Source organism: Acidovorax soli (assembly GCF_014207955.1).
Classification (GTDB): domain Bacteria; phylum Pseudomonadota; class Gammaproteobacteria; order Burkholderiales; family Burkholderiaceae_C; genus Acidovorax; species Acidovorax soli_A.
This window is the reverse complement of record NZ_JACHLK010000002.1, coordinates 594,311-618,374: the sequence shown is the minus strand read 5'-3', so window position 1 is coordinate 618,374 and position 24,064 is coordinate 594,311. Positions and strand designations below refer to the sequence as shown.

Below are 24,064 nucleotides of genomic sequence, written 5' to 3'. Positions count from 1 at the left end.
ATGTTGGATTGATGTGCAAACATGCCTTCGCGGCGATACTTGGGTACAACACATACCCACAAGGAGACACCGTGACGATGACGCTGCCGCTGCAACCGCTCAATGCCGACCTGCTGGCCCGTGCACTGCCCTTGCTCGACGAGGAATGGCTGGCCCGCGACGCCGATCTGGCCCCCGTGCTGCCCGTGGTGCTGGCGCGCAACGTGGGCCAAGACTGGCACAAGGCCGGCACCTTCCGCCACCACCTGGTGGGCGTGGCCCGCTCGCTGGCCATGTGGCAGCAGCCGCGCGACGTGCGCCTGCTGGGCCTGTTGCACAGCGTCTACGGCAATGCCTTTGTCGACCTGGTGAAGTTCGACCCCGCCAAGGAGCGTGCCCGCGTGCGCGAGATCGCGGGCGAATCGGCCGAGCACCTGGTCTACCTGTTCTGCACCCAGTCGCGCACCCAGTTCGTGCAGCGCGTGCTGGCCGGCGCGCTCGAATCCGACGGCAGTCTGGTGCTGGAGAAGGACGGCAAGCCCCACACGCTCACGCCCTACGAGGTGGCGGCCTTCACCATCGTGAGCATGGCCGACACCATCGAGCAGTGGTTCAGCTGGCAGGACGACATCTATTCGCGCTTCCCCACCGTGCAGCACCGCCCGCAGGCCGTGCACTGGGCGGCGTCGCTGTGGCCCGGCCCCATGCGCCCCAGCGGCCGCATGGTGAGCCAGATCAATGCGCTGGGCCGGGCGCTGCAGCACCCGGGCCTCAAGGGACTGCTGCCCATGCCGCCCGTCTTCAACGGCTGCACGGCCGAGCTGTCGGCCACCGACGAGGCGGCGGCCACGTCGCTGTACTGGTCGGTGATCCAGCAGGACCAGCCCCTGGCCGACCTCGATGTGGCCACCGCCGTGCTGGAGAGCGCCGTGCGCCATAACCCCTGGGTGGGCGAGCCGCAGATGGTGCTGGCCCAGCTCTACCTGTCGGCCGGCCGCAATGCGGATGCCGCTGCGGCTGCGGCCAGCGCGCTGCAGCAGTTCAGCGCCTGGGGCAACTCCTGGGACAAGCGCGTGCAGTGGGACGCCTGGGTGGCGTGGACACGCATCCTGCAGCAGTCGGCCACCGAGGGCACCTGGCCCGAGCGGCTGGACAAGCTCAACAACGTCGCCCTGCGGGGTTGACGGCTGGTGTGCTGTCCCACAAATAAGTGGCACTAAGACCGCGTCTTTCACGCCATGGCGGCGTTGCAAATCCTCGCGATAGCACCGGCTATCGCTGCGGTTTGCGCCTTGCCATGGCGCGAAATCCATCGGTTTTATGTGTACCACCTATTTGCGGGACAGCACACTGTTGACGGCTTTATATCTGGTGGGATTAAGGTAATTAAAAGTTATTCTTTTGCGTTTTAAAGGGCAAACCCTATAGTGGAAACATCTCATAACGAAAGGTGTTTTCCGTGAACAAGCGCTCCCTCCTGCAATCCGTCCTCGCCCTGGCCCTGGCCTCCGGTTTCGCCACGGGTGCCATGGCGCAGGACAAGCCCATCAAGATCGGCGTGACGGGCGGCCCGCACGCCCAGATCTTCGAGGTGGTCAAGAAGATCGCCGACAAGGAAGGCCTCAAGATCCAGGTCATCGAGTTCAGCGACTACGTGCAGCCCAACGCGGCCCTGGCGGCGGGCGACCTCGACGGCAACAGCTACCAGCACCAGCCCTACCTGGACAACCAGGTCAAGGACCGTGGCTACAAGTTCGTCTCGGTGGCCCAGACCGTCAACTTCCCGATCGGCCTGTACTCCAAGAAGGTCAAGAAGCTCGAGGACCTCAAGGAAGGCGCCAAGTTCGGCATCCCGAACGACCCCACCAACGGCGGCCGCGTGCTGCTGGTGCTGCAGGACAAGGGCCTGATCAAGCTGCGCGACGGCGTGGGCCTCAAGGCCACGCCGCTGGACGTGGTGAGCAACCCCAAGAAGCTCAAGTTCGTGGAACTCGACGCGGCCCAGTTGCCCCGTTCGCTCGACGACCTCGATGCCTCGGCCATCAACACCAACTTCGCGCTGTCGGCTGGCTTGAACCCGGGCAAGGACGCCATCACGCAAGAGAATGCCAAGAGCCCGTATGTCAACGTGCTCGTGGTGCGCGAGGCCGACAAGGGCAAGCCCTGGGTGAACCAGTTGGTCAAGATCTACCACTCGGAAGAAGTGCGCAAGTTCATCCAGACCGAGTTCAAGGGTTCGGTGCTGCCAGGCTTCTGAGCCCGGCACACGAAAGGGCGGCGGCATGCCGCCCTTTTTCTTTGACGATCTTGCGAGACACAGCACCATGAACTTCCAGCAACTGCGGTCCGTGCGCGAGACCGTGCGCAGCGGCTTCAACCTGACCGAGGTGGCCAACATCCTCTACACCTCGCAGCCGGGCGTAAGCCGCCAGATCCGCGAGCTGGAGGAAGAGCTGGGCATCGAGATCTTCGTGCGCGCGGGCAAGCGCCTCACCGGCCTCACACCTCCGGGCGCCGCGGTGCTGCCCATCGTGGAGCGCCTGCTGCACGATGCCGACAACCTGCGCCGCGCCGGGCAGGACTACAGTGCCAGCCATGAGGGGCGCCTGTCGATCGCCGCCACCCACTCGCAGGCACGCTACGCGTTGCCCCAGGTGGTGCGCGACTTCCGCGCCATGTTCCCGCAGGTCTCGCTGCACCTGCACCAGGGCTCGCCCAAGCAGGTGGCCGAGATGCTGCTCAGCGGCGAGGCCGACATCGGCGTGGCCACCGAGGCACTGGCCCACTACGAGGCGCTGGTCACCCTACCGTGCTACCGCTGGACGCACAGCATCGTCGTGCCGCCCGAGCACCCCTTGCTGGCACTGACCGAACCCGTGACGCTGCAGCAGCTCACCGAGTACCCCATCATCACCTACGAGCTGGGCTACACCGGCCGCGCCCACATCGACGAGGCCTTCGCCCGCGAGGGCCTGCGGCCGGACGTGGTGCTCTCGGCCATGGATGCCGACGTGATCAAGACCTATGTGGAGCTGGGCATGGGCGTGGGTATCGTCGCCTCCATCGCGGTGGACCCCGAGCGCGACCGCCAGCTGCGCGCGCTCGATGCGCGCCACCTGTTCGAGGTCAATGTGACCCGCCTGGCCGTGCGCAAGGGCACCTGGCTGCGCGGCTACGCCTACAGCTTCATCGAGACCTTTGCGCCCACGCTGCAGCGCGAAGCGGTGGAAAAGGCGGTGCGCGCTACCGGCACGCCACTGGAGTGAGCAGGCTCAGGAATTGATGCCCCGGGGCACGACAGAGAGTGCGCGCCTGTAACTCTCGCGCAAGCGGTACATCTGCGCCGGCCGGTGTGCGGCACCGCTCGTGAGCTCGCCCTCGATGGGTTCGAGCATGCCCAGCTCGTCGATCTTGCGCCGAAAACTCACCTTGTTGATGGGCTCGCCCAGCACCGCCTCGTACACCGCCTGCAGGCGCGGCAGGGTCATGCGCTCGCCGCACAGGTAGACCGGCAGCGACGAGTACTGGCTCTTGGAGCGCACGCGCTCCACCGCCAGCGCCACGATCTCGCCATGGTCGAAGGGCAGGGCCGGCAGCGCGGCCACCGGCGCCAGCAGCAAGCCCTCGCGCCCCTCGGGCAACAATTCCTCGGAGATCAGCGCGTAGTAGACGATGGAGGCCGACCAGCCGCGCGGGTCGCGGTCCGCGCCCGAGTAGGTGGCCAGCTGCTCCAGGTACGGGCTCACGATGCCGGTCTTGTCGCGCAGCACGCGCGCGGCCGCATCCCAGGCCGTGCGGTCCTCCTGCGCGTGGATGTAGCCACCGGGCAGGGCCGGCGCACCCGCGAAGGGGGCATTCTTGCGCGTGAGCAGCACCACGTGCAGGGCATCGTCCTTGAGGGTCATCAGCACCACGTCCACCGTGCAGATCACGGTGGGAAATGAAGGCTCGGCAGAGGGCTTGGGCATGGCGTGTTTCCGTGGCTGAAGATTCTTGACTTAGTATTTTAATGAAACTATCATAAGTTCATCAATTAAACTAAGTAGTTGGAGGCCCCATGGACCCACTTTCTTCCTATATCGCTGATGGCCTCGAAAACCGCTACCGGGGCTGCCTGCTGGGCCTGGCCTGTGGCGACGCCGTGGGCACCACCGTGGAGTTCAGCCCGCGCGGCAGTTTTGCGCCGCTGACCGACATGGTGGGCGGTGGCCCGTTCCGCCTGGCGCCAGGGCAGTGGACGGACGACACCTCCATGGCCATCTGCCTGGCGCAAAGCCTGCTGCACCGCGGCGGCTTCGACGCCGAGGACCAGATGCGCCGCTATGCCAACTGGTGGCGCTGGGGCTACCCCAGCCCCACGGGTACCTGCTTCGACATCGGCATCACCGTGCGCGGCGCGCTCTCGCGCTTCCTGGCCGATGGCGAGCCCATGGCCGGCTCCACCGACCCGCAGACCGCCGGCAACGGCTCGCTGATGCGGCTGGCGCCCGTGGTGCTGCGGTATTTCCCTGACATGGCGGCCATGCTGCGCCAGGCGCGCCTGAGCTCGCAGACCACGCACGGCGCGGCCGAGGCGGTGGAATGCTGCAGCCTGCTGGCCGAGGTGATAGCCAACGCTCTGCAAGGCGATCCGGCGCAGGGCCAAGCCGCCCGGCTGGAGGTGCTGACCGTGCGGCAGGCGGGGCTGGCCTGCCCCGCGGTGCAGGACATCGCCGCAGGCAGCTACCACGGCAAGCCGCGCGAGCAGATCCGCGGCAGCGGCTACAGCGTGGCCTCGCTGGAGGCGGCGCTGTGGTGCTTTGCCAGCACCGAATCGTTCGCCGAGGCCGTGCTGGCCGCCGCCAACCTGGGGGACGATGCCGACACCACGGCCGCCATCACCGGGCAGGTGGCGGGTGCGTTCTATGGCGCCGAGGGCATCCCCGCGCACTGGCGCGCCATGCTGTTCATGGGCGAGGAGATCGGCGACATGGCGGCAGGCCTGCTGCACCGGGACGCGCGCGCCGTGCCGGTGTAGCGATGAGCGGCCCTGCCGTGCCGCTTATCAGGGCATCGCCTGGACGGGCGCGGGATACGCTAGCGATGGGGGCCAATCCGTCCCCTGGCGGCCTGCTCAAGGCCGCTTTGGCACTGCGTTTTTTTGTCTTTTCTGTCCTTGTCCGTTGTCCTTTTTCTTTTCTGGATCCATCCCATGCGGTACCTCGCTGTTCTCCTCCTGGCTGCGGCTGCGCCCCTGGCCCAGGCCGCCAATTTCGTCTCGCTGCACCAGTCGGCCCTCAAGATCGCCCTGCCTCCGCCAGCGGGCTCCTACAGCTACAAGTTCGATACCAGGATCGGCTTCAAGCAGCAGTACGCGCCGCAAGGTGTTACGGGCTGCGCCATCGGCTACGCCACGGGCGGCTGCGCCTTTCCGGGCGGCGGCTCGCTGGCACTGCCCGAGTTCACCGGCTACCAGCTGCAGTACAAGGAGTTCAAGGTCTTCATCCCTGCGGGCACACGCTCCTTCATGTTCTCGGGCTATGCGCCACAGCGCACGCAATCGGCCTTCGTGCTGCGCTATGGATCGGCGCCCGTGCGCGAGGCGGCCCTGAGCGGCGCGGAGTACCAGAACGCCCAGACCGGCGAGCGCATCGACAGCTCGTTTGCACGCCTGGTCAATGAGCGCGCCGAGCAGTTTGTGGTGCACGATGGCGGCGGCACCGTGCGCTTCGTGGGCGGCCAGCTCGACGCCAACCGCGGCAGCACCAAGGAAGGCAACTGGCTCTACGTGCGCCAGCTCAGCGGCAGCCCCCTGTACGACGTGCAGGGCGCCATCGACGTGGACATGGCCCAGTACGCGGCCGGCTACGCCAAGATCGTCTGGACCACCAGCACCTACCCCGACCCGGTGGATGCGCCGAGCACGGGTGGCGGCACGGGCACGGTCACCCCGCCGGACAGTGCGACGACGCTGCCCGTCCCGGCCACGGTGTCCACCTCGGTGGTGTCCGCCGCCGGCCAGCCGCTGCGGCTCGAGATCAGCCTGGCGCAGGCCGCTTCCGATGTCGCGGCCAACCCCAGGATCAGCACCTGGGTGGCGGCGCTCATTCCGGCCAGCGGTACCTCGTTCCCGGCGGATACCTGGTTCTTCCGCCTGGCCAACGGTACCTGGGCCAGCCAGGTGCCTGCCGACCTGGAGGGCATCGCCTTTGCCAGCCAGGTGGCCAATGCCGCCAGCCTGAAGTTCACGCCCGCGCTGGACTTCACCGAGGCCGAGCTGCGCGCGTTCAATGTGCAGGTCCACTTCGGCTACAAGACCAGCACCGGCAGCTTTGTGAGCAAGGGCAAGGTCTGGCCGCAGTAAGGGGCGCTCGCCGCTGGGTGGATTTCGGCATGAGCTCATGCGGAATGCGGCGTTGGAAGAGGGCGGCCCGGCCTTTAAGCTCTGGCCCTGTCTTCCCGTCCGATTCCGCATGCCGCAGCACTTCGACACCATCGTCATCGGCCTGGGGGCCGTAGGTTCCGCCACCCTGTACCAACTGGCCCGGCGTGGCGCCAAGGTGCTCGGGCTCGACCAGTTCCAGCCACCCCACAGCCTGGGCTCCTCGCACGGCCAGACCCGCATCACGCGGCTGGCCGTGGGGGAGGGCGACGAATACGTGCCCCTGGTGCGCCGCTCGCACGAGATCTGGCGCGAGCTGGAGGCCGCCACGGGCCAATCGATCTACACACGCACGCATGGCCTGGTGCTGGGGCCGCGCGATGGCGCCCCCGTGCACCAGGGCCGCCGCCACGACTTCGTGCACAGCACCATCGACATCGCGCGCCGCCACGGCATAGACCACGAGGTGCTGGACCATGCCGACCTGCGCCGGCGCTACCCACAGTTCCAGTTGCACGACCACGAGTTCGCCTACTGGGAGCGCGATGCCGGCTTTGTGCGGCCCGAAGCCGCCATCAGCGCCCAGCTGCAACAAGCCCAGGTGCATGGCGCCACGGTGCAGGCCGGGGTGCGCGTGACCGGCCTGGCGCGCGAGGGCGGTCACCTGCGTGTGGACACCACCCAGGGCAGCTACCGCGCAGAGCAGGTGGTGCTGGCCGCCGGCCCCTGGCTCCCAGGACTGCTGGGGCAAGAGCTGCAGCATGCCTGGGCACCTAAGCTGGCGGTGTACCGCCAGGTGATGTTCTGGTTCGACGTGGCGGCGGCCGCGCCATCGTTCGAGCCATCGGCCTTCCCGGTCTTCATCTGGACTTTCCGTGACGGGCCGGACGATTCGATCTATGGTTTCCCCATTGCGGAAGCGGGCACGTCGGCCTTCAAGATCGCCACCGCGCAGTACCTGGAGACCACCACCCCGGACACCGTCGACCGCACCGTGGCCGGCGCCGAAAAGGATTCGATGCTCCAGCGCCATGTGCTGCCGCGCTTTCAGGCCCCAGGCGCCCATTGCACCGATGCCCGGGCCTGCCTGTACACCGTCACGCCCGACCATGGTTTCGTGGTCGACCGGCTGCCGGGCTGGCCGGGCGTGCATGTCGCCTCGGCCTGCTCGGGCCACGGCTTCAAGCATTCGGCCGCCGTGGGTGAGGCGCTGGCGCAGCAGGTGCTCGACCTGCCGGAACGCCTGGACCTCCGGCCTTTTGGCCATACCCTGCGCGGTCTGGCCGTCTGAATGGATTAAAGGATGTTTTGGTTTTATAGAAACCAAATTTTATTCTTTTGGGTTTTATGACGATGGTTCTAGAGTGGACCCATGTTCACAGCGGCCCCGCCCATGGGGGCCGCCCAACCGTCGCTTCAAGGACCCCCTCCATGACTTCCTCCACAACCCAGGACACTGTGCTCGCACAGGAATTGGAATCCGCCCGCTCGGTCGCCCTGGCGTCCGGCCTGCCTTATGCGGGCGGTGTGTCGCCCACCACCGCGTGGAAGCTCGCCTCGGCCGGCGACGCCGTACTGGTGGACGTGCGCTCGGCCGAAGAGCTGAAGTTCGTCGGCCACGTACCCGACAGCCTGCATGTGGCCTGGGCCACGGGCACGGCGCTGCAGCGCAACCCGCGCTTTGTGCGCGAACTGGAAGCGCGCCTGGCCAGCCACGGTGGCAAGGAGGCCACTGTGCTGCTGCTGTGCCGCAGCGGCAAGCGCTCGGCCCTGGCGGCCGAGGCGGCGGCCAAGGCCGGCTTCACCCGCGTCTTCAATGTGCTCGAAGGCTTCGAGGGCGAGATCGACGGCCACAAGCAGCGCGGCCATGCGGACGGCTGGCGCTTTCACCAGCTTCCCTGGATCCAGGACTAGCCCCGGGCACGGCCTGCCTCCACAACTGAACCCCAGCTTCCCTTTCTCCATGGCCGTCTTCAACATCGAACCCATCGTGCAGTCGCTGCACGCCGTGCGCCGCGACTGGCGCAGCCTGCAAAAGCGCTCGCAGGAGCCGGGCGGGCGCGAATTCCCCTCGCGCGATGCGCTGGCCGACATCGTCGAACAGCTCAAGGGCGTGCTTTTCCCCATGCGCCTGGGCCCGCCCGACCTGCGCCAGGAGAGCGAGGATTTCTACGTGGGCCACACGCTGGACGCGGCATTGCACGCGCTGCTGGCGCAGATCCGGCTGGAGCTGCGCTACGTGCTGCGCCACCAGCCGGTGGAAGAGCAGAACATCGAAAAGCGCGCCGTGCAGGCTGCTCGCAGCTTTGCCGCTGCACTGCCCGCAACGCGCGGCCTGCTCGACAGCGATGTGCTGGCCGCCTACCACGGCGACCCGGCCGCGCGCAGCGTGGATGAGGTGCTGCTGTGCTACCCCGGCATCCTGGCCATGATCCACCACCGCCTGGCGCACACGCTGTACCAGCTGGAGCTGCCGCTCCTGGCGCGCATCGTGGCCGAGCAGGCGCATGCGCAGACCGGCATCGACATCCACCCCGGCGCGCAGATCGGCGCGGGTTTCTTCATCGATCACGGCACGGGCGTGGTGATCGGAGAGACGGCCGTGATCGGCGAGCGCGTGCGCGTCTACCAGGCCGTTACGCTGGGCGCCAAGCGCTTTCCCACCGACGAGGAAGGGCACCTGCAAAAAGGCCTGCCGCGCCACCCGGTGGTGGAGGACGACGTGGTCATCTACGCTGGCGCCACGGTGCTCGGCCGCGTCACCCTGGGGCGCGGCGCCACCATCGGCGGCAATGTCTGGATCACGCACGACGTGCCCGCCGGCGGCAACGTGACCCAGGCCCTGTCGCGCCACAACGGCCACCACGAAGCCGAAAAGCCTGGGGTGGCCACGGCATGAGCGAGGTGCTGGTACGCAGTTTCGGCACCGCCGTGCGGCGCCTGCGCGAGGCGCGCGGCTGGTCGCAGGAGCAACTGGCCGAGCACGCCGACCTCAACCGCTCCTACGTGGGCGAGATCGAGCGCGGCCGCGCCATCGCCTCGCTGGTCACCATCGACAAGCTCTCGCAGGCCTTTGGCGTGCGCAGCGCCACGCTGCTCGGGCACTGCGATGAGCTGAGCGATGCGAATGCGCTCAAAGGCTCGCGATTGGCGGCTATAGCATGTTGAAGCACTGAGGCCGCCGTCGGAAACTGGCTGGGAGTTTTTCTCTCATCCCACCTTTTTCTGATACGGAGCCTCACATGACGGCAACAGTGGGCGGCACGACCGCCCTGGGCGACAACGCAGCACGGCAACTTGCCAACGCGACCAAGACCACCGCGCAACTCTCGACCATCTCGCCACGCTGGCTCACGCACCTGCTGCAGTGGGTGCCGGTGGAAGCGGGCATCTACCGCCTCAACCAGGTCAAGAACCCCGAGCTCATCAAGGTCACCTGCACCGCGCGCGAGGAAGAGAACCAGCTGCCGCGCACCTTCGTGGACTACGAAGAGAACCCGCGCGAGTACTTCCTGAACGCCGTGAGCACCGTGCTCGACGTGCACACCCGCATCTCCGACCTGTACAGCAGCCCGCACGACCAGATCAAGGAACAGCTGCGCCTGACGATCGAGACGATCAAGGAGAACCAGGAGAGCGAGCTCATCAACAACCCCGACTACGGCTTGCTGGCCCAGGTGACGGAAGAGCAGCGCGTGTTCCCGCTCACGGGCGCGCCCACGCCCGACGACCTGGACGAGCTGCTCACCAAGGTCTGGAAGGAACCCGCCTTCTTCCTGGCCCACCCGCTGGCCATTGCCGCCTTCGGCCGCGAGGCCACGCGCCGCGGCACGCCGCCGCCCACGGTGAGCCTGTTCGGCTCGCAGTTCATCACCTGGCGCGGCATTCCGCTGATCCCTTCGGACAAGGTGCCCGTGGCCGACGGCAAGAGCAAGATCCTGCTCTTGCGCGTGGGCGACAAGCGCCAGGGCGTGGTCGGCCTGTTCCAGCCTGGCCTGCCGGGCGAGCAGAGCCCGGGCCTGTCGGTGCGCTTCATGGGCATCAACAACCATGCCATCGCCTCCTACCTGATCTCGCTGTACTGCTCGCTGGCCGTGCTCACGCCCGACGCCCTGGCCGTGCTGGACGATGTGGAGATCAACAAGTACCACGACTATCCCGACACCTACAAGTAAAGCGGCCGCGTGGTGACCACTCCATCCTCCCTTCCTGCCGGCGTGCCCGCCACGCTGCAGCCGCCCATCGACCCGGCACTGCTGGCCGGGCTGGCGACGGCCCTGTTCGCGGCCCGGCCTGGCGAAGAACCGCGCCTTGCCGGGCCGGCCGCCGGCCTGCCGTCCACGCCCCCGGGCTCGCTGCCCGGGGTGGGGCAGGGCACGCCCTGGCCGCCTGGCGTGCAGGCGCCCGTCAACATCGCACCGGCCGGCTCGCCGCTGGTGAGCCCGGCCGGCTTCGGCCCCGGCGTGCCGGGCACGCCCATCCCGCAAGGGCTGGTGCCAGGTGCCAACCTGGTGCCAGCCTCGCCCACGCCGCTGGCCTCGCTGGCGCACCGTGCGCCGGCCCTGCTGCCGCATGCGGTGGCCGGCAATGGCGTGCCCGACTCGGTGATCAGCACCTTGCCGGCCTACGAACCGCGCTTTGGCAGCGGCGTGCTGGGCGTGCCCGAGGCGGCGCAGCCTTCCACACCGCCTGCGCCAGCGGCGGCATCGCCGTACTACTTTCTCGGTGAACGCCAGGCCCATCCGCTGGCGGCAGAGCGTGCGACGCTGCCCGACGGGCACGGCGCTGCCCCCGGCGGGCTCGATGCCCTGGCCCGCCTGCCGTTCGCGGTGCCCGAGGTGCCGCACGTGAGCTCGCCCACGGCCGGCAGCGGCGTGCCCAGCACCGTGCCATCGGCCGAGCCGCGTTTCTACTTTGCCGATGCCGTGGTGCTGCCCGGCGGCTACACCACGCCCGGCCGGGCACCCACCGCCAGCAGCGTCCCCTCGGCTGACCGCAGCGCCCACCCGGCGTTCGACGTGCATGCGGTGCGCCGCGACTTCCCGGTGCTGCAGGAGCGTGTGAACGGCCGCCAGCTGGTCTGGTTCGACAACGCGGCCACCACGCACAAGCCGCAGTCGGTCATCGACCGCATCAGTTACTTCTACGCGCACGAGAACTCCAACATCCACCGCGCGGCGCACGAGCTGGCGGCACGCGCCACGGACGCCTACGAAGGCGCACGCCAGCACGTGCAGCGCTTCATCAACGCGCCCGATGTGAACGAGGTGATCTTTGTGCGTGGCACCACCGAGGCCATCAACCTGGTGGCCAAGAGCTGGGGCGCGCAGCACGTGGGCGAGGGCGACGAGATCATCGTCAGCAACCTGGAGCACCATGCCAACATCGTGCCCTGGCAGCAACTGGCCGCCGCCAAGGGCGCGCGCCTGCGCGTGATCCCGGTGGACGATACCGGCCAGGTGCTGCTCGATGAGTACCAGAAGCTGCTGAACGACCGCACCAAAATCGTGGCTGTGACCCAGGTCTCCAACGCCCTGGGCACCGTGGTGCCGGTCAAGGAAATCGTGGCCCTGGCCAAGCGGGCGGGGGCCACCACCCTGGTCGATGGCGCGCAGTCGGTCTCGCACATGCGGGTGGACGTGCAGGACCTGGGGGCCGACTTCTTCGTGTTCTCGGGCCACAAGGTCTTTGGCCCCACCGGCATCGGCGTGGTCTGGGGCAAGCGTGCGGTGCTCGAAGACATGCCGCCCTGGCAGGGCGGCGGCAACATGATTGCCGACGTGACCTTCGAGAAAACGGTGTTCCAGCCCATCCCGAACAAGTTCGAGGCGGGCACTGGCAACATCGCCGACGCCGTGGGCCTGGGCGCCGCCATCGACTACGTGAACCGCGTGGGCATCGAGAACATCGCGCGTTACGAGCACGAATTGCTGGTCTACGGCATGCGCCACCTCGGCGCCATCCGCGGCGTGCGCCTGATCGGCACGGCCGACGACAAGGCCAGCGTCATGTCCTTCGTGCTCGCGCGCTACAGCACCGAAGAGGTGGGCAAGGCCCTGAACGAGGAGGGCATTGCCGTGCGCACCGGCCACCACTGCGCCCAGCCCATTTTGCGCCGCTTTGGCGTGGAGACCACGGTGCGGCCGTCGCTGGCGTTCTACAACACCTTCGACGAGATCGACCGCCTGGTGGCTGTCGTACAGCGTTTGGCTGGGCAGCGCCGGGCTGGATAGCCATACCGGCGCAATCCGCTATACAAAATATAGCAATTGCGCCGGGTGAGCAGGCCATGGCGTCACGGTCAGTGGCTATCATGGTGCGTGCTTCGCGCAGCAGGGCCGGGAGACCAGCCCTGCTGTGCTTTTTCGTTCTCCATGTCGTTCCCTTCACAAGGAGTTTCCATGAGCAAAGTCCAGATCGCCGTCATCGTCGGCAGCCTCCGCAAGGATTCGTTCAACCGCAAGCTGGCCACCGCCATCGAGCGCCTGGCCCCGGCCGATTTCCAGTTCACGCAGCTGCGCATCGATGACCTGCCCCTGTACAACCAGGACGACGATGGCAACCAGGCCGCCTCGGTGCTGCGCCTGAAAAGCGAGGTCAAGGCCGCCCAGGGCCTGCTGTTCGTGACGCCCGAGTACAACCGCTCCATCCCCGGCGTGCTCAAGAACGCGCTGGACCACGGCTCGCGCCCTTACGGCCAGAGCGCCTGGGGCGGCAAGCCCGCGGGCGTGATCGGTGCCTCGGTGGGCGCCATCGGCACGGCCCTGGCACAGCAGCACCTGCGCAATGTGCTGGGCTACCTCGATGTGCCCACCCTGGGCCAGCCCGAGGGCTTCATCCATGCCAAGGAAGGCCTGTTCGATGCCGACGGCAATGTGGGCGAGGGCAGCAAGAAATTCCTGCAAGGCTGGGTCGATGCCTACGTGGCATGGGTCAAGCAACACATCTGAGCGTTTCCACCGCTCCATGAAAAACGCCGCCCCAAGGGGCGGCGTTTTGCTTGGCTGACCGGGAAGTGGATCAGGCCACTTGCGCAATTTGCGGTTGGTTCGCAGGCACGCTGGTGTGCGCCTGGATGTCCTTGTCGGCGCTGGCAATGGCCAGGGCCTTGGCGTCGGGGCCCATGCCCACGCCTTCGGCGCGCACAAAGCGCACGTCGGTGATGCCGAAGAAGCCGAACACCACCTTCAGGTAGCTCTCCTGGTGCTCCATGGCCTGGCCGCCTTCGCTGGTGGAGTACACACCGCCGCGGGTCGAGGCCACGATCACCGTCTTGCCGCCGGCCAGGCCCACGGGGCCCTTGTCGGTGTACTTGAAGGTGCGGCCAGTCTGGGCGATGCGGTCGATCCAGGCCTTGAGCTGGCTGGGGATGGTGAAGTTGTACAGCGGGGCGCCGATCACGATCACGTCGGAGGCCAGGAACTGGCTCACCAGGGCTTCGGACAGGGCGTTTTCCTGGCGCTGCACTTCGGTGGCAGCGGCCTGGCCGGTGCGAAAGCCCAGCGCGTCGGCGCTCAGGTGGGCCGGGGCCTGTGCGGCCAGGTCCAGGTGCTGCACCGTGGTGTTGGGGTGGCCGGCCTTCCAGGCGGCGACGATGCGCTGGGTGAGTTCGCGCGAGACGGATTGTTCACCGGTGATGGCCGAGTCGATGTGAAGCAGTTGCATGATGAGGTTCTCCTTGGGTGGGTAGCCACAGCGTGTGGCCATGGACTGAATTGTGGAGACGCACTCGTTTGTTGATAAGGCATGGAACTTGCGATAGATTGTCCTATCAGTAGAACGATGTACTTTATGCAAGACCTCAACGACATGCTGTATTTTGCGGAGGTGGTCGAGCGCGGCGGCTTTGCCGCCGCCGGCCGGGCCCTGGGCATCCCCAAGTCGCGCCTGTCGCGCCGGGTGTCGGACCTGGAGACCGAGCTCGGGGTGCGCCTCTTGCAGCGCACCACACGCAAGCTCTCGCTCACCGAGGTGGGCGAGGCCTACCTGCGCCACTGCCAGGCCATGCGCGAATCGGCCCAGGCGGCGGCCGACACGGTGGCCCAGGTGCAGACGGCGCCGCGCGGCACCATCCGCGTGAGCTGCCCGGTGACGCTGGCGCAGACCGTGCTGGCCGAAATGATGCCGCCCTTCCTCTCGCGCTACCCCGAGGTGCGGGTGGACATGGTGGTCAGCAACCGCGTGGTCAACGTGGTGGAGGAGGGCATCGACGTGGCGCTGCGCGTGCGCCCCACGCTGGAGGACAGCGGCTCCATGGTGGTCAAGCGCCTCGATACCACCACCCAGATCCTCGTGGCCAGCCCCGAGCTGCTGATACGCCAGGGCACGCCCACCACGCTGGACGACCTGGCCCGCCTGGACAGCGTGGCCATGTCGGCCCCCGACGGCCGCGCCACCTGGAACCTGATGGGCCCCGGCGGCGCCCACCAGGTGGTGCACCACACGCCGCGCTATGTGGCCGACGACCTGCTGACCCTGAAATTCGCGGTGCTGGCCGGCATCGGCATGGGCTGGATGCCCGACTACATGTGCCACGAGGAAATGCGCGAGCGCCGCCTGGTGCGCGTGCTGCCCGAATGGGTGCCGCCACCGGCCATCGTGCATGCGGTGTTTCCCTCGCGGCGCGGCCTGTCGCCCGCCGTGCGCGCCTTTCTGGACTACCTGGGCGAGGCCATGCCGGGCCGCAACAGCCTGGCCACGCGCGATGGCGGGGCCGGGCTGGACGGCGCGGGCATATAGCACGGGCGCGCGCCACCGGGCGAGAAAGCCGAAGACCGGCCCGGGTCTCTGCCGGCCGGCGAATTTCACGCCACAATGCAACCAGTTGAAACCGAACGGCCGGCCTGCGCGACCTGAGCGCGGGCAGGCCGGGCACGCCGTGAAGAACCCCCACCCCGTCGATACCCAGCTCCAGCAGGCCCGCACGCACCCCTCCGTGCGCGCCATCGTGATCCCGCCGTGCCCGGAGTCGCTGCTGCGCCTGCAGCAGATCGTGGCCGCGCCCGAGCTCGATTCGGGTGCATTGGAGCAACTGGTCGCGTCCGATGTGGCCATGGCCGCCTTGCTGATACGCCAGGCCAACAGCCCGCTGTTCGGGCTGGCCCAGCCGGTGCAGACCATCGGCATGGCGCTCACCGTGCTCGGGCTCAACCCCACGGTGGAACTGCTCTCGGCCTTCATCACGCGCAACGCGCTCATGGTGCGCTCGCCGCTGCTCGAGCACTTCTGGGAGAGTTCGCAGCGCCGCGCCATTGCCTGCGAGCACATCGGCCGCCAGCTCTACAGCTTCGACCCCGGCCTGGGCTACAGTTTCGGCCTGTTCTGCCACGTGGGCATGCCGGTGCTGGTCAAGGCCGTGCGCGGCTATGGCTCCACCGTGACCGAGGCCCTGGCGCGCAAGGACCGCACCTTCACCCAGACCGAGAACGCCAACCACAAGACCGACCACGCCGTGATGGGCGCCATCGTGGCGCGCACCTGGCACCTGCCGGGCGACGTGGCCCAGGCCATCTGGCTGCACCACGACTTCACCTGCCTGGGCGACGAGCGCTTCAACCCCACCGTGCGCCACCTGGTGGCCCTGGGCCTCCTGGCCGAGTACCTGGTGAACCACCACGACAACCTGCAGCCCACGCGCGACTGGCTGCAGCACGGCCAGGCCTGCATGGACCACCTGGCCGTGTCGGAAGAGGAGCTGGACCACTGGGTCGACGAGCTGCACCCCGCCTTCGAGGCTGTTCGGTTCTGATCATCTGGCTTGGTTAGCATGGCACCCCATGCTGCCCGCCAAACCCTATCTGCAAAGCGTCTGCATCCGCCCCGATGCCGAGGTGGATTTCGACCGCTACCCGTACAACATCCCCGCGATCCGCGAGATGGGGCGGCTGGAATTCCACCCGGACGTGACCTTTCTGGTGGGCGAGAACGGCTCGGGCAAGTCCACGCTGCTGGAGGGCATTGCGGTCGCCCTGGGCTACAGCCCGGAGGGCGGTACCCGTGACTTCGCCGTGGGCAGCACCGACTCGGTCTCGCCCCTGCACGAGGTGCTGCGGCTGGCGCGCAGCTTCCGCCAGCCCAAGGATGGGTACTTCCTCAGGGCCGAGAGCTTTTTCAATGTCGCCACCTTCGTGGACGATGTCGGTGTGCCTGACGCCTATGGCACCGATTCGCTGCACGGCATCTCGCACGGCGAGGCCTTCATGTCCCTGCTCGCCCACAAGTTCCGCGGCAAGGGCCTGTACCTGCTCGACGAGCCCGAGGCCGCGCTGTCACCCAACCGGCAGCTGGCCGCGCTCTCGGCCATCCACCAGTTGGTCGAAGACAAGTCCCAGTTCATCATCGCCACGCATTCGCCCATCCTGCTGTCCTACCCCCACGCGAAGATCGTGCTGTTCGACGGCACGGGCCTCTCGGAAGTGGCCTATGAAGACACGGAACACTATGCGGTGACGCATGACTTCCTGAACAACTATCGCGCACGGCTGGACCGCCTGTTGGACCAGGACTGAGCTTTCGGTGCTCTGATAGACGTTTTTGCGATTAAGTCAGAACAATATATTCGTTTGGGTTTTAAAGCCCGGCTCGCAGAATGCCTCCATCAGACATTGAAGGAGCATTCTCCATGGCCACCTTGCGACTCGGCGACACCGCCCCCGACTTCACCCAGGAATCCACCGCCGGCACCATCCGCTTCCACGAATGGGCGGGTGACTCGTGGGTGGTGCTGTTCTCGCACCCCGCCGACTTCACGCCCGTGTGCACCACCGAGCTGGGCAAGACGGCCGCCCTGGCCTCCGAATTCGCCAAGCGCAAGGTCAAGCCCATCGCCGTGAGCGTGGACCCCGTGGATTCGCACAACCGCTGGGTGGGCGACATCAACGAGACGCAGAACACCACCGTCAACTTCCCCATCCTGGCCGATGCGGACAAGAAGGTGGCCGACCTGTACGACATGATCCACCCCAATGCATCGACCACGGTCACGGTGCGCAGCGTGTTCATCATCGACCCCAAGAAGACCATCCGCACCACCTTCACCTACCCCGCGAGCACGGGCCGCAACTTCGACGAGATCCTGCGCGTGATCGACTCGCTGCAGTTGACCGACAGCCACAAGGTGGCCACGCCCGCCAACTGGAAGGACGGCGACGACGTGATCATCGTCCCCAGCCTGCAGGACCCGGCCGAGATCGCCCAGCGCTTCCCCAAGGGCTTCAAGGCCGTGCGCCCCTACCTGCGCATCACGCCCCAGCCCAACAAGTAAACAAGAACCAGCCATGGCCGGCGGCCCGGCGTTGCGCGCACCTGCAGGGCAGGGCGCCGGCAGGGCCCTGTGCCAGGCGGATTTCCCGTGAACCCCACTTCCATCATCATCGTCCCCGGCTGGCGCGACTCCGGCCCCGGCCACTGGCAAAGCCTGTGGGCCGAGCGGCTGCCCAATGCGCGCCGCGTGGTGCAGGACGACTGGATCACCCCCACCCGCAATGCCTGGGTCGGCACGCTCGAGAAGACCATTCTGGCCGCCCCCCACCCGGTGGTGATCGTGGCGCACAGCCTGGGCTGCATCGCCACCACCCACATCGGGCCCGAGGCGGCGGCACGCATCCAGGGCGCGCTGCTGGTGGCCCCGGCCGACCCCGAGCGCCGCGCCATCCTGAGCGACTTTGCGCCTGTGCCCTATGCCGCGCTGCCCTACCGCAGCGTGGTGGTGGCCAGCAGCAACGACCCGTACTGCCCCATCCGCCTGGCCGGTGCCTATGCACGGGCCTGGGGCAGCGAGTTCGTGCGCATGCAGCAGGCTGGCCATATCAACATCGAATCGGGCCATGGCGAATGGCCCCTGGGCTGGGCGCTGCTGCAATCGCTCACGGGCGAGCAGGGCGCCGTGCCGGGCGCTGCACCCGCACCAGCCCAAGCCGCGCAGGCCTCTGCCTGAGCCGCGCCCGCCCTTGAGCGGGCAGGCGCGCAGCTGCCTACATCTTGTTTCTTTATTCCAAAATCCGATTAATTAACAAGAATGTATTCTTTTGAGTTTTAAGGCGCTGTGCGCACAATGTGGCATCTTCCGCTTTTCCTTACAGGCTACGCCACATGACTTCTTTGAAACTCAAGACACTCCTGGCTTCTCTGGCACTGACCGCAAGCGGCATGGCGCTGGCCCAGGATTCGCTGCTCAACGTGTCGTACGACGTGGCCCGTGAGTTCTACAAGGACTACAACGCCGCGTTCTCCGCCCACTACAAGAAGACCACGGGCAAGGACGTGAAGATCGACCAGTCGCACGCCGGCTCCAGCGCCCAGGCGCGCGCCGTGAACGACGGCCTGGCGGCCGACGTGGTCACCATGAACACCACCACCGACGTGCAGTTCCTCGCCGACAACGGCGTGGTGGCCAAGGACTGGGCCAAGAAGTTCCCGCACGACGCATCGCCCACCACCTCGACCATGCTGTTCCTGGTGCGCAACGGCAACCCCAAGGGCATCAAGGACTGGGACGACCTGATCAAACCCGGCGTGCAGGTCATCGTGGTCAACCCCAAGACCGGCGGCAACGGCCGCTATGCCTACCTGGCTGCCTGGGGCGCCGTGCGCGAAAAGGGCGGCACCGAAGCGCAGGCCGCCGAGTTCGTGGGCAAGCTCTACAAGAACGTGCCCATCCTGGCCAAGGGTGGCCGTGACGCCACCGCCACCTTCCTGCAACGCAACCAGGGCGATGTGCTGATCACCTTCGAATCCGAAGTGGTCTCCATCGACCGCGAGTTCGGCACCGGCAAGGTCGATGCCGTCTACCCCTCGGTGAGCGTGGTGGCCGAGAACCCCGTGGCCGTGGTCGAGCGCACCGTGGCCAAGAAGGGCACGACCGCACTGGCCAAGGCCTACCTGGACTACCTGTACTCCGAAGAAGCCCAGGAGATCGCGGCCAAGCACGCCATCCGCCCGCGTTCGGAGACCGTGCTCAAGAAGTACGCCGACACCTTCAAGCCCATCAAGCAGTTCACCGTGGCCAAGTACTTCGGCTCGCTCAGCGATGCCCAGAAGGTGCACTTCAACGACGGCGGCCAGTTCGACAAGCTCTACACGCCTGGCGCCAAGTAAACCATGACCGCTGCGACCTCCGTGGCCGCGCAGGGTGCCGTGCAGGCACCGGCGCCGGCCGGCCGGCGCACGTCCAAGCGGGTACTGCCCGGCTTTGGGCTCACGCTGGGCTATACGCTGTTCTACCTGAGCATCATCGTGCTGATCCCGCTGTCGGCACTGCTGTTCAAGACCTTTTCGCTGACCTGGGAGCAGTTCTGGACGGCCATCAGCGCACCGCGCGTGGTGGCCTCGTACCGGCTGACCTTTGGCGCCTCGTTCATCGCGGCGCTGGTGAACCTGTTCTTCGGCCTGCTCATCGCCTGGGTGCTGGTGCGCTACAAGTTTCCCGGCAAGAAGATCGTCGACGCGCTGGTGGACCTGCCTTTTGCGCTGCCCACGGCCGTGGCCGGCATCTCGCTGACTGCACTGCTCGCCGGCAACGGCTGGGTGGGGCAGTACCTGGAGCCGCTGGGCATCCAGCTGGCCTTCAAGCCCGCGGGCATCGTGATCGCGCTGATCTTCATCGGCCTGCCCTTTGTGGTGCGCACGGTGCAGCCGGTGCTCGAAGACGCCGAAAAGGAGCTCGAAGAAGCCGCCACCTGCCTGGGTGCCACGCGCTGGCAGACCTTCACCAAGGTCATCCTGCCCTCCATCACCCCCGCGCTGCTCACCGGCTTTGCCATGGCGTTCGCGCGCGCGGTCGGTGAATACGGCTCGGTCATCTTCATCGCCGGCAACATGCCCATGGTGTCTGAAATCACGCCGCTGATCATCATCGGCAAGCTCGAGCAGTACGACTACGCCGGCGCCACCGCTGTGGCGGTGGTGATGCTGGTGATCTCGTTCATCCTGCTCTTGGTCATCAACGCGCTGCAGGCCTGGCAGCGGCGCCACGCGGGGGCACCGGCATGAGCGCTACCACCAACTCCCGCACGGTGCGCCGCGCGCGCGCCGGTACCACCGAGGCGCCCTGGGTGCGCTACACCCTGATCACGGTGGCGCTGCTGTTCATGCTGCTGTTCCTGGTGCTGCCGCTGGCCGCAGTGTTCGCCGAGGCGCTGCGCAAGGGCTTTGGCGCCTACCTCGAAGGCCTGCGCGAGCCCGATGCCTGGGCAGCGATCAAGCTCACGCTGATCACGGCCCTCATCGCCGTGCCGCTGAACCTGGTGTTCGGCGTGGCGGCGGCCTGGTGCATCGCCAAGTACGAGTTCAAGGGCAAGGCCTTTCTCACCACGCTGGTGGACCTGCCGTTCTCGGTGTCCCCTGTGGTGGCCGGCCTGGTCTATGTGCTGGTGTTCGGCGCACAGGGCTGGTTCGGCCCCTGGCTGCAGGCGCATGACATCAAGATCATCTTTGCCGTGCCGGGCATCGTGCTGGCCACCGTGTTCGTGACCTTCCCGTTCATCGCACGCGAGCTGATCCCGCTGATGCAGGCCCAGGGCAACGACGAAGAGCAGGCCGCCATCGTGCTCGGGGCCACCGGCTGGCAGACCTTCTGGTACGTGACGCTGCCCAACATAAAGTGGGGCCTGCTGTACGGGGTGATCCTGTGCAATGCGCGCGCCATGGGCGAGTTCGGCGCGGTGTCGGTGGTGTCGGGCCATATCCGCGGCCAGACCAACACCATCCCGCTGCACGTGGAAATCCTCTACAACGAGTACCAGTCGGTCGCGGCCTTCGCCGCCGCCTCGCTGCTGGCCTTGCTGGCACTGGTCACACTGGTCATCAAGTCGATCGCCGAATGGCGCAACGAGCAGGACATGAAGGCCGCGGCCGAGCTGCCGCCTGAGCGCCCCGCGCCGGCCCCGTCTGCGCGCTGAAGCGCAAGAGAAAGCACACACACCATGAGTATCGAAATCCGCAACGTCAGCAAGCAGTTCGGCGACTTCCATGCGCTGCGCGACGTGAGCCTGGACATCGCCTCGGGCGAGCTGATCGCACTGCTGGGCCCCTCGGGCTGCGGCAAGACCACGCTCTTGCGCATCATCGCCGGGCTGGAGACGGCCGACGTGGGCACCATCCACTTCTCGGGCGAGGACACGACCGACGTGCACGTGCGCGAGCGCAACGTGGGCTTCGTGTTCCAGCACTACGCGCTGTTCCGCCACATGACGGTGTTCGAGAACGTGGCCTTCGGCCTGCGCGTCAAGCCGCGCAGCGAACGCCCGAGCGAGGCCCAGATCAAGAAGAAGGTGATGGACCTGCTCAAGCTGGTGCAGCTCGACTGGCTGGCCGAGCGCTACCCCTCGCAGCTCTCGGGCGGCCAGCGCCAGCGCATCGCGCTGGCCCGCGCCCTGGCGGTGGAGCCCAAGGTGCTGCTGCTCGACGAGCCCTTCGGCGCGCTGGATGCCAAGGTGCGCAAGGAACTGCGCCGCTGGCTGCGCCGCCTGCACGACGAACTGCACGTGACCAGCATCTTCGTGACCCACGACCAGGAAGAAGCCTTGGAAGTGGCCGACCGCGTGGTGGTGATCAACCAGGGTCGCATCGAGCAAAGCGGCTCGCCCCAGCAGGTCTGGGACCACCCGGCCAGCCCGTTTGTCTACGGCTTCCTGGGCGACGTGAACCTGTTCCAGGGCCGCGCCCACGAGGGCCTGGTGCACCTGGAGGGCATGCAGATCGATTCGCCCGAGCATGCCGACACGCAGGACACCAAGGCCTTTGCCTATGTGCGCCCGCACGACCTCGACGTGCAGCGCTACTCGCCGGGCGAGGGCATCGACGCCTCGGGCCGCCCGCGCGGCATCGTGGCACAGTTGAGCCGCGCGATTGTGGTCGGCCCCATCGCGCGGCTGGAACTTATTCCGTCCGATGATCACAAACCAGCCGACAATTCGAATTCCGAGACGCTGATCGAGGCCCAGATCCCCGCGCAGCAGTTCAAGGAGCTGGGTTTCAAGGAGGGCGAGACGCTGGTGGTGACACCACGCCGCGCCAAGGTTTTTCTGGACGAAGCCGCCAACATCTGACGCTTGCCTTGTGGCCCCTCTGGGCACCCGGGGCGAACCGGGTGCGAGGCGGTCACAAGGATAAGAATGATGATGGTGTTGAACTGGATAGACAACGCGCCGCGCCGCATCCTCGGGCTGATCAGCCTGGCCTGCGTGGGCATGCTGGCCTTTGGCATGTACTTGCAGCATGTGGTGGGGCTGGAGCCATGCCCCATGTGCATCGTGCAGCGCTATGCGCTGATCGGCGTGGCCATCTTCACAGGCTTGGCCGCCGCGCGCGATTCGCGCGGCTGGTGGATGTCTCTGGCCGGTGTGGCCGTGCTCATCGCCGGTTTCGGCGCCTTCGTGGCCGCACGCCAGAGCTGGCTGCAGTGGTACCCGCCCGAGATCGCCACCTGCGGCCGCGACTTCTACGGCATGATCGAAAACTACCCCATCAGCCGCGCCATCCCCATGATCTTCCGCGGCTCGGGCGACTGCACGGCCATTGACTGGACCTTCCTGGGCGGCTCCATCGCCAACTGGTCCTTCCTCTGCTTCGTGGGCTTCGGCCTGGTGATGCTGGTGCTGCTGGCCCGCCACCTCAAGGGCGGCCGCCGCGGCGGGGCAGGGTACTCGATGGCATAAAACCCGCTGGCCACCATGAAAAAGGCGCTCCGAGGAGCGCCTTTTGCTTTTGGAGCGGGGGAGTTACTCCGCCTTGATCCCCGCGTCCTCGATCACCTTCTTCCAGCGCGCCGCCTCGGTCCGGGCATAGGCCATGGCCTCTTCTGGTGTGCCGCCGGCGGGCTTGATGCTCAGCTCGGCCAGCTTGTCCGTGGTCTGCTTTTCCTTGAGCACCGCGTTCAGCGAGGCATTGAGCTTGGCCACCACATCCTTGGGCGTGCCGGCGGGTGCCAGCAGCGTGTACCAGACCACCAGCTCGAAGTCCTTGATGCCTTGCTCCGACGCGGTGGCCAGGTCGGGGAACATGGGCGAGCGCTGCTGCGTGGTGATGGCCAGGTTGCGCAGCTTGCCGGTCTTGACCAGGGGCATGGCCTCGGGCGCCAGGATCAGCATGAACTGCACCTGCCCGGCCATCAGGTCCTGCACGGCCGGCGCACCGCCCTTGTAGGGCACGTGCAGCGCCTCGACGCCCGCAGCGCGCTTGAAAAGCTCGGTCGCCAGGTGGTTGGGCGTGCCGTTGCCAGGCGAGGCATAGCTCTTGTCCGGGTTGGCCTTGAGGTAGCGCTGGAACTCGGGCAGCGTGTTGGCGGGCACCGACGGGTTCACCACGATCATCGCCGGCACATCGGCCACGCGGCCGATGGCGGTCAGCTCCTTGGTCGCATCGAACGACAGCTTGGGAAACAGCGTCGGGTTGATGGCCTGGGTGGTCATGGTGGACAGCAGCAGGGTGTAGCCGTCGGCCGGCGCCTTGGCCACCAGGCCGGCGCCCACGGCCTCGGCCGCGCCGGGCTTGTTGTCCACCACCACGGACTGGCCCAGGTTGTCGCCCAGGCGCTGCCCGATGAAGCGGGCCAGCACGTCCGTGGTGCCGCCGGGCGCATAGGGCACGACGATCTTGACGGGCTTGGTCGGAAAGTCGGCGCCGTGCGCGGGCAGGGTGGCTGCACACAGTGCCGTCAGGGCGAAGGCGATCTGGTTGAACACTTTCTTCATGGCTTTTGTCTCCTTGTGGTAATTGCTTTGCTTT

The 24,064-nt window shown here is 67.1% G+C and carries 25 protein-coding genes; 22 read left to right on the top strand and 3 right to left on the bottom strand.

Annotated elements, in window-relative coordinates; all coding sequences use genetic code 11:
- Positions 1-77: 77 nt before the first annotated feature.
- From HNP48_RS07320 to HNP48_RS07310, 3 genes are all read left to right on the top strand, one after another.
- On the top strand, positions 78-1,163 hold the full coding sequence (locus HNP48_RS07320) for a DUF6817 domain-containing protein (RefSeq protein ID WP_184856525.1): 1,086 nt from the start codon (positions 78-80) through the stop codon (positions 1,161-1,163).
- Between the two features lie 275 nt (positions 1,164-1,438).
- The gene (locus HNP48_RS07315) at positions 1,439-2,236 is read left to right on the top strand and encodes a MetQ/NlpA family ABC transporter substrate-binding protein (protein WP_184856226.1); all 798 of its coding nucleotides are present in this window, start codon (positions 1,439-1,441) and stop codon (positions 2,234-2,236) included.
- A gap of 67 nt (positions 2,237-2,303) precedes the next feature.
- On the top strand, positions 2,304-3,245 hold the full coding sequence (locus HNP48_RS07310; RefSeq protein WP_184856225.1) for a CysB family HTH-type transcriptional regulator: 942 nt from the start codon (positions 2,304-2,306) through the stop codon (positions 3,243-3,245).
- Positions 3,246-3,251: 6 nt separating this feature from the next.
- Here the strand turns inward: HNP48_RS07310 and HNP48_RS07305 are convergent, their stop codons facing one another.
- Entirely contained in the window at positions 3,252-3,947 is a 696-nt protein-coding gene (locus HNP48_RS07305; RefSeq protein ID WP_184856224.1) for an NrtR DNA-binding winged helix domain-containing protein, read from the bottom strand.
- A gap of 89 nt (positions 3,948-4,036) precedes the next feature.
- On the opposite strand from HNP48_RS07305, the gene HNP48_RS07300 reads away from it, so the two are divergent.
- From HNP48_RS07300 to HNP48_RS07260, 9 genes are all read left to right on the top strand, one after another.
- The gene (locus HNP48_RS07300; RefSeq protein ID WP_184856223.1) at positions 4,037-4,996 is read left to right on the top strand and encodes an ADP-ribosylglycohydrolase family protein; all 960 of its coding nucleotides are present in this window, start codon (positions 4,037-4,039) and stop codon (positions 4,994-4,996) included.
- A gap of 174 nt (positions 4,997-5,170) precedes the next feature.
- Positions 5,171-6,322, top strand: a complete 1,152-nt coding sequence (locus tag HNP48_RS07295) for a hypothetical protein (RefSeq protein ID WP_184856222.1) — start codon at positions 5,171-5,173, stop codon at positions 6,320-6,322.
- Between the two features lie 109 nt (positions 6,323-6,431).
- A complete protein-coding gene (gene solA / locus HNP48_RS07290) occupies positions 6,432-7,631 on the top strand; it encodes an N-methyl-L-tryptophan oxidase (protein WP_184856221.1) in 1,200 nt (399 codons plus the stop codon).
- Positions 7,632-7,771: 140 nt separating this feature from the next.
- A complete protein-coding gene (locus HNP48_RS07285) occupies positions 7,772-8,254 on the top strand; it encodes a rhodanese-like domain-containing protein (protein ID WP_184856220.1) in 483 nt (160 codons plus the stop codon).
- Positions 8,255-8,303: 49 nt separating this feature from the next.
- Positions 8,304-9,239, top strand: a complete 936-nt coding sequence (gene epsC, locus HNP48_RS07280; protein WP_184856219.1) for a serine O-acetyltransferase EpsC — start codon at positions 8,304-8,306, stop codon at positions 9,237-9,239.
- On the top strand, positions 9,236-9,508 hold the full coding sequence (locus tag HNP48_RS07275; RefSeq protein WP_184856218.1) for a helix-turn-helix domain-containing protein: 273 nt from the start codon (positions 9,236-9,238) through the stop codon (positions 9,506-9,508). Before epsC ends, HNP48_RS07275 begins: the two co-directional genes overlap by 4 nt.
- A 74-nt stretch (positions 9,509-9,582) precedes the next feature.
- Entirely contained in the window at positions 9,583-10,515 is a 933-nt protein-coding gene (locus HNP48_RS07270; protein ID WP_184856217.1) for a family 2A encapsulin nanocompartment shell protein, read from the top strand.
- 9 nt (positions 10,516-10,524) lie between these two features.
- Positions 10,525-12,573, top strand: a complete 2,049-nt coding sequence (locus HNP48_RS07265; RefSeq protein WP_184856216.1) for a family 2A encapsulin nanocompartment cargo protein cysteine desulfurase — start codon at positions 10,525-10,527, stop codon at positions 12,571-12,573.
- Between the two features lie 168 nt (positions 12,574-12,741).
- Positions 12,742-13,290 carry an NADPH-dependent FMN reductase gene (locus tag HNP48_RS07260; protein ID WP_184856215.1) on the top strand — a complete coding sequence of 183 codons (549 nt, stop codon included), beginning with the start codon at positions 12,742-12,744 and terminating at the stop codon, positions 13,288-13,290.
- 70 nt (positions 13,291-13,360) lie between these two features.
- Here HNP48_RS07260 and HNP48_RS07255 read toward each other — a convergent pair whose 3' ends face one another.
- Entirely contained in the window at positions 13,361-14,005 is a 645-nt protein-coding gene (locus HNP48_RS07255) for an FMN-dependent NADH-azoreductase (protein ID WP_184856214.1), read from the bottom strand.
- Positions 14,006-14,131: 126 nt separating this feature from the next.
- On the opposite strand from HNP48_RS07255, the gene HNP48_RS07250 reads away from it, so the two are divergent.
- The 10 genes from HNP48_RS07250 to HNP48_RS07205 all read left to right on the top strand — a co-directional run bounded on the left by HNP48_RS07250 (position 14,132) and on the right by HNP48_RS07205 (position 22,995).
- Positions 14,132-15,079, top strand: coding sequence for a LysR substrate-binding domain-containing protein (locus HNP48_RS07250; protein WP_184856213.1), 948 nt, complete (start codon positions 14,132-14,134; stop codon positions 15,077-15,079).
- A 139-nt stretch (positions 15,080-15,218) separates the two neighbouring features.
- The gene (locus tag HNP48_RS07245; protein ID WP_184856212.1) at positions 15,219-16,088 is read left to right on the top strand and encodes an HDOD domain-containing protein; all 870 of its coding nucleotides are present in this window, start codon (positions 15,219-15,221) and stop codon (positions 16,086-16,088) included.
- 28 nt (positions 16,089-16,116) lie between these two features.
- Positions 16,117-16,848 carry an AAA family ATPase gene (locus tag HNP48_RS07240; protein ID WP_184856211.1) on the top strand — a complete coding sequence of 244 codons (732 nt, stop codon included), beginning with the start codon at positions 16,117-16,119 and terminating at the stop codon, positions 16,846-16,848.
- 113 nt (positions 16,849-16,961) lie between these two features.
- On the top strand, positions 16,962-17,603 hold the full coding sequence (locus HNP48_RS07235) for a peroxiredoxin (protein WP_184856210.1): 642 nt from the start codon (positions 16,962-16,964) through the stop codon (positions 17,601-17,603).
- An 87-nt stretch (positions 17,604-17,690) separates the two neighbouring features.
- Positions 17,691-18,275 (top strand): alpha/beta hydrolase, encoded by a 585-nt coding sequence (locus tag HNP48_RS07230; protein WP_311773812.1) that lies wholly within the window; start codon positions 17,691-17,693, stop codon positions 18,273-18,275.
- 155 nt (positions 18,276-18,430) lie between these two features.
- Entirely contained in the window at positions 18,431-19,435 is a 1,005-nt protein-coding gene (locus HNP48_RS07225) for a sulfate ABC transporter substrate-binding protein (RefSeq protein WP_184856208.1), read from the top strand.
- 3 nt (positions 19,436-19,438) lie between these two features.
- The gene (gene cysT, locus HNP48_RS07220) at positions 19,439-20,329 is read left to right on the top strand and encodes a sulfate ABC transporter permease subunit CysT (RefSeq protein WP_184856207.1); all 891 of its coding nucleotides are present in this window, start codon (positions 19,439-19,441) and stop codon (positions 20,327-20,329) included.
- Positions 20,326-21,237, top strand: a complete 912-nt coding sequence (gene cysW, locus HNP48_RS07215; protein WP_184856206.1) for a sulfate ABC transporter permease subunit CysW — start codon at positions 20,326-20,328, stop codon at positions 21,235-21,237. Before cysT ends, cysW begins: the two co-directional genes overlap by 4 nt.
- 24 nt (positions 21,238-21,261) lie before the next feature.
- A complete protein-coding gene (locus tag HNP48_RS07210; RefSeq protein ID WP_184856205.1) occupies positions 21,262-22,386 on the top strand; it encodes a sulfate/molybdate ABC transporter ATP-binding protein in 1,125 nt (374 codons plus the stop codon).
- A 72-nt stretch (positions 22,387-22,458) separates the two neighbouring features.
- Positions 22,459-22,995: a disulfide bond formation protein B gene (locus HNP48_RS07205; RefSeq protein WP_184856524.1), complete on the top strand. Its 537-nt coding sequence runs from the start codon at positions 22,459-22,461 to the stop codon at positions 22,993-22,995.
- Positions 22,996-23,058: 63 nt separating this feature from the next.
- On the opposite strand, the gene HNP48_RS07200 is transcribed toward HNP48_RS07205, so the two are convergent.
- Positions 23,059-24,030: a tripartite tricarboxylate transporter substrate binding protein gene (locus HNP48_RS07200; protein WP_184856204.1), complete on the bottom strand. Its 972-nt coding sequence runs from the start codon at positions 24,028-24,030 to the stop codon at positions 23,059-23,061.
- Between the last annotated feature and the right edge of the window lie 34 nt (positions 24,031-24,064).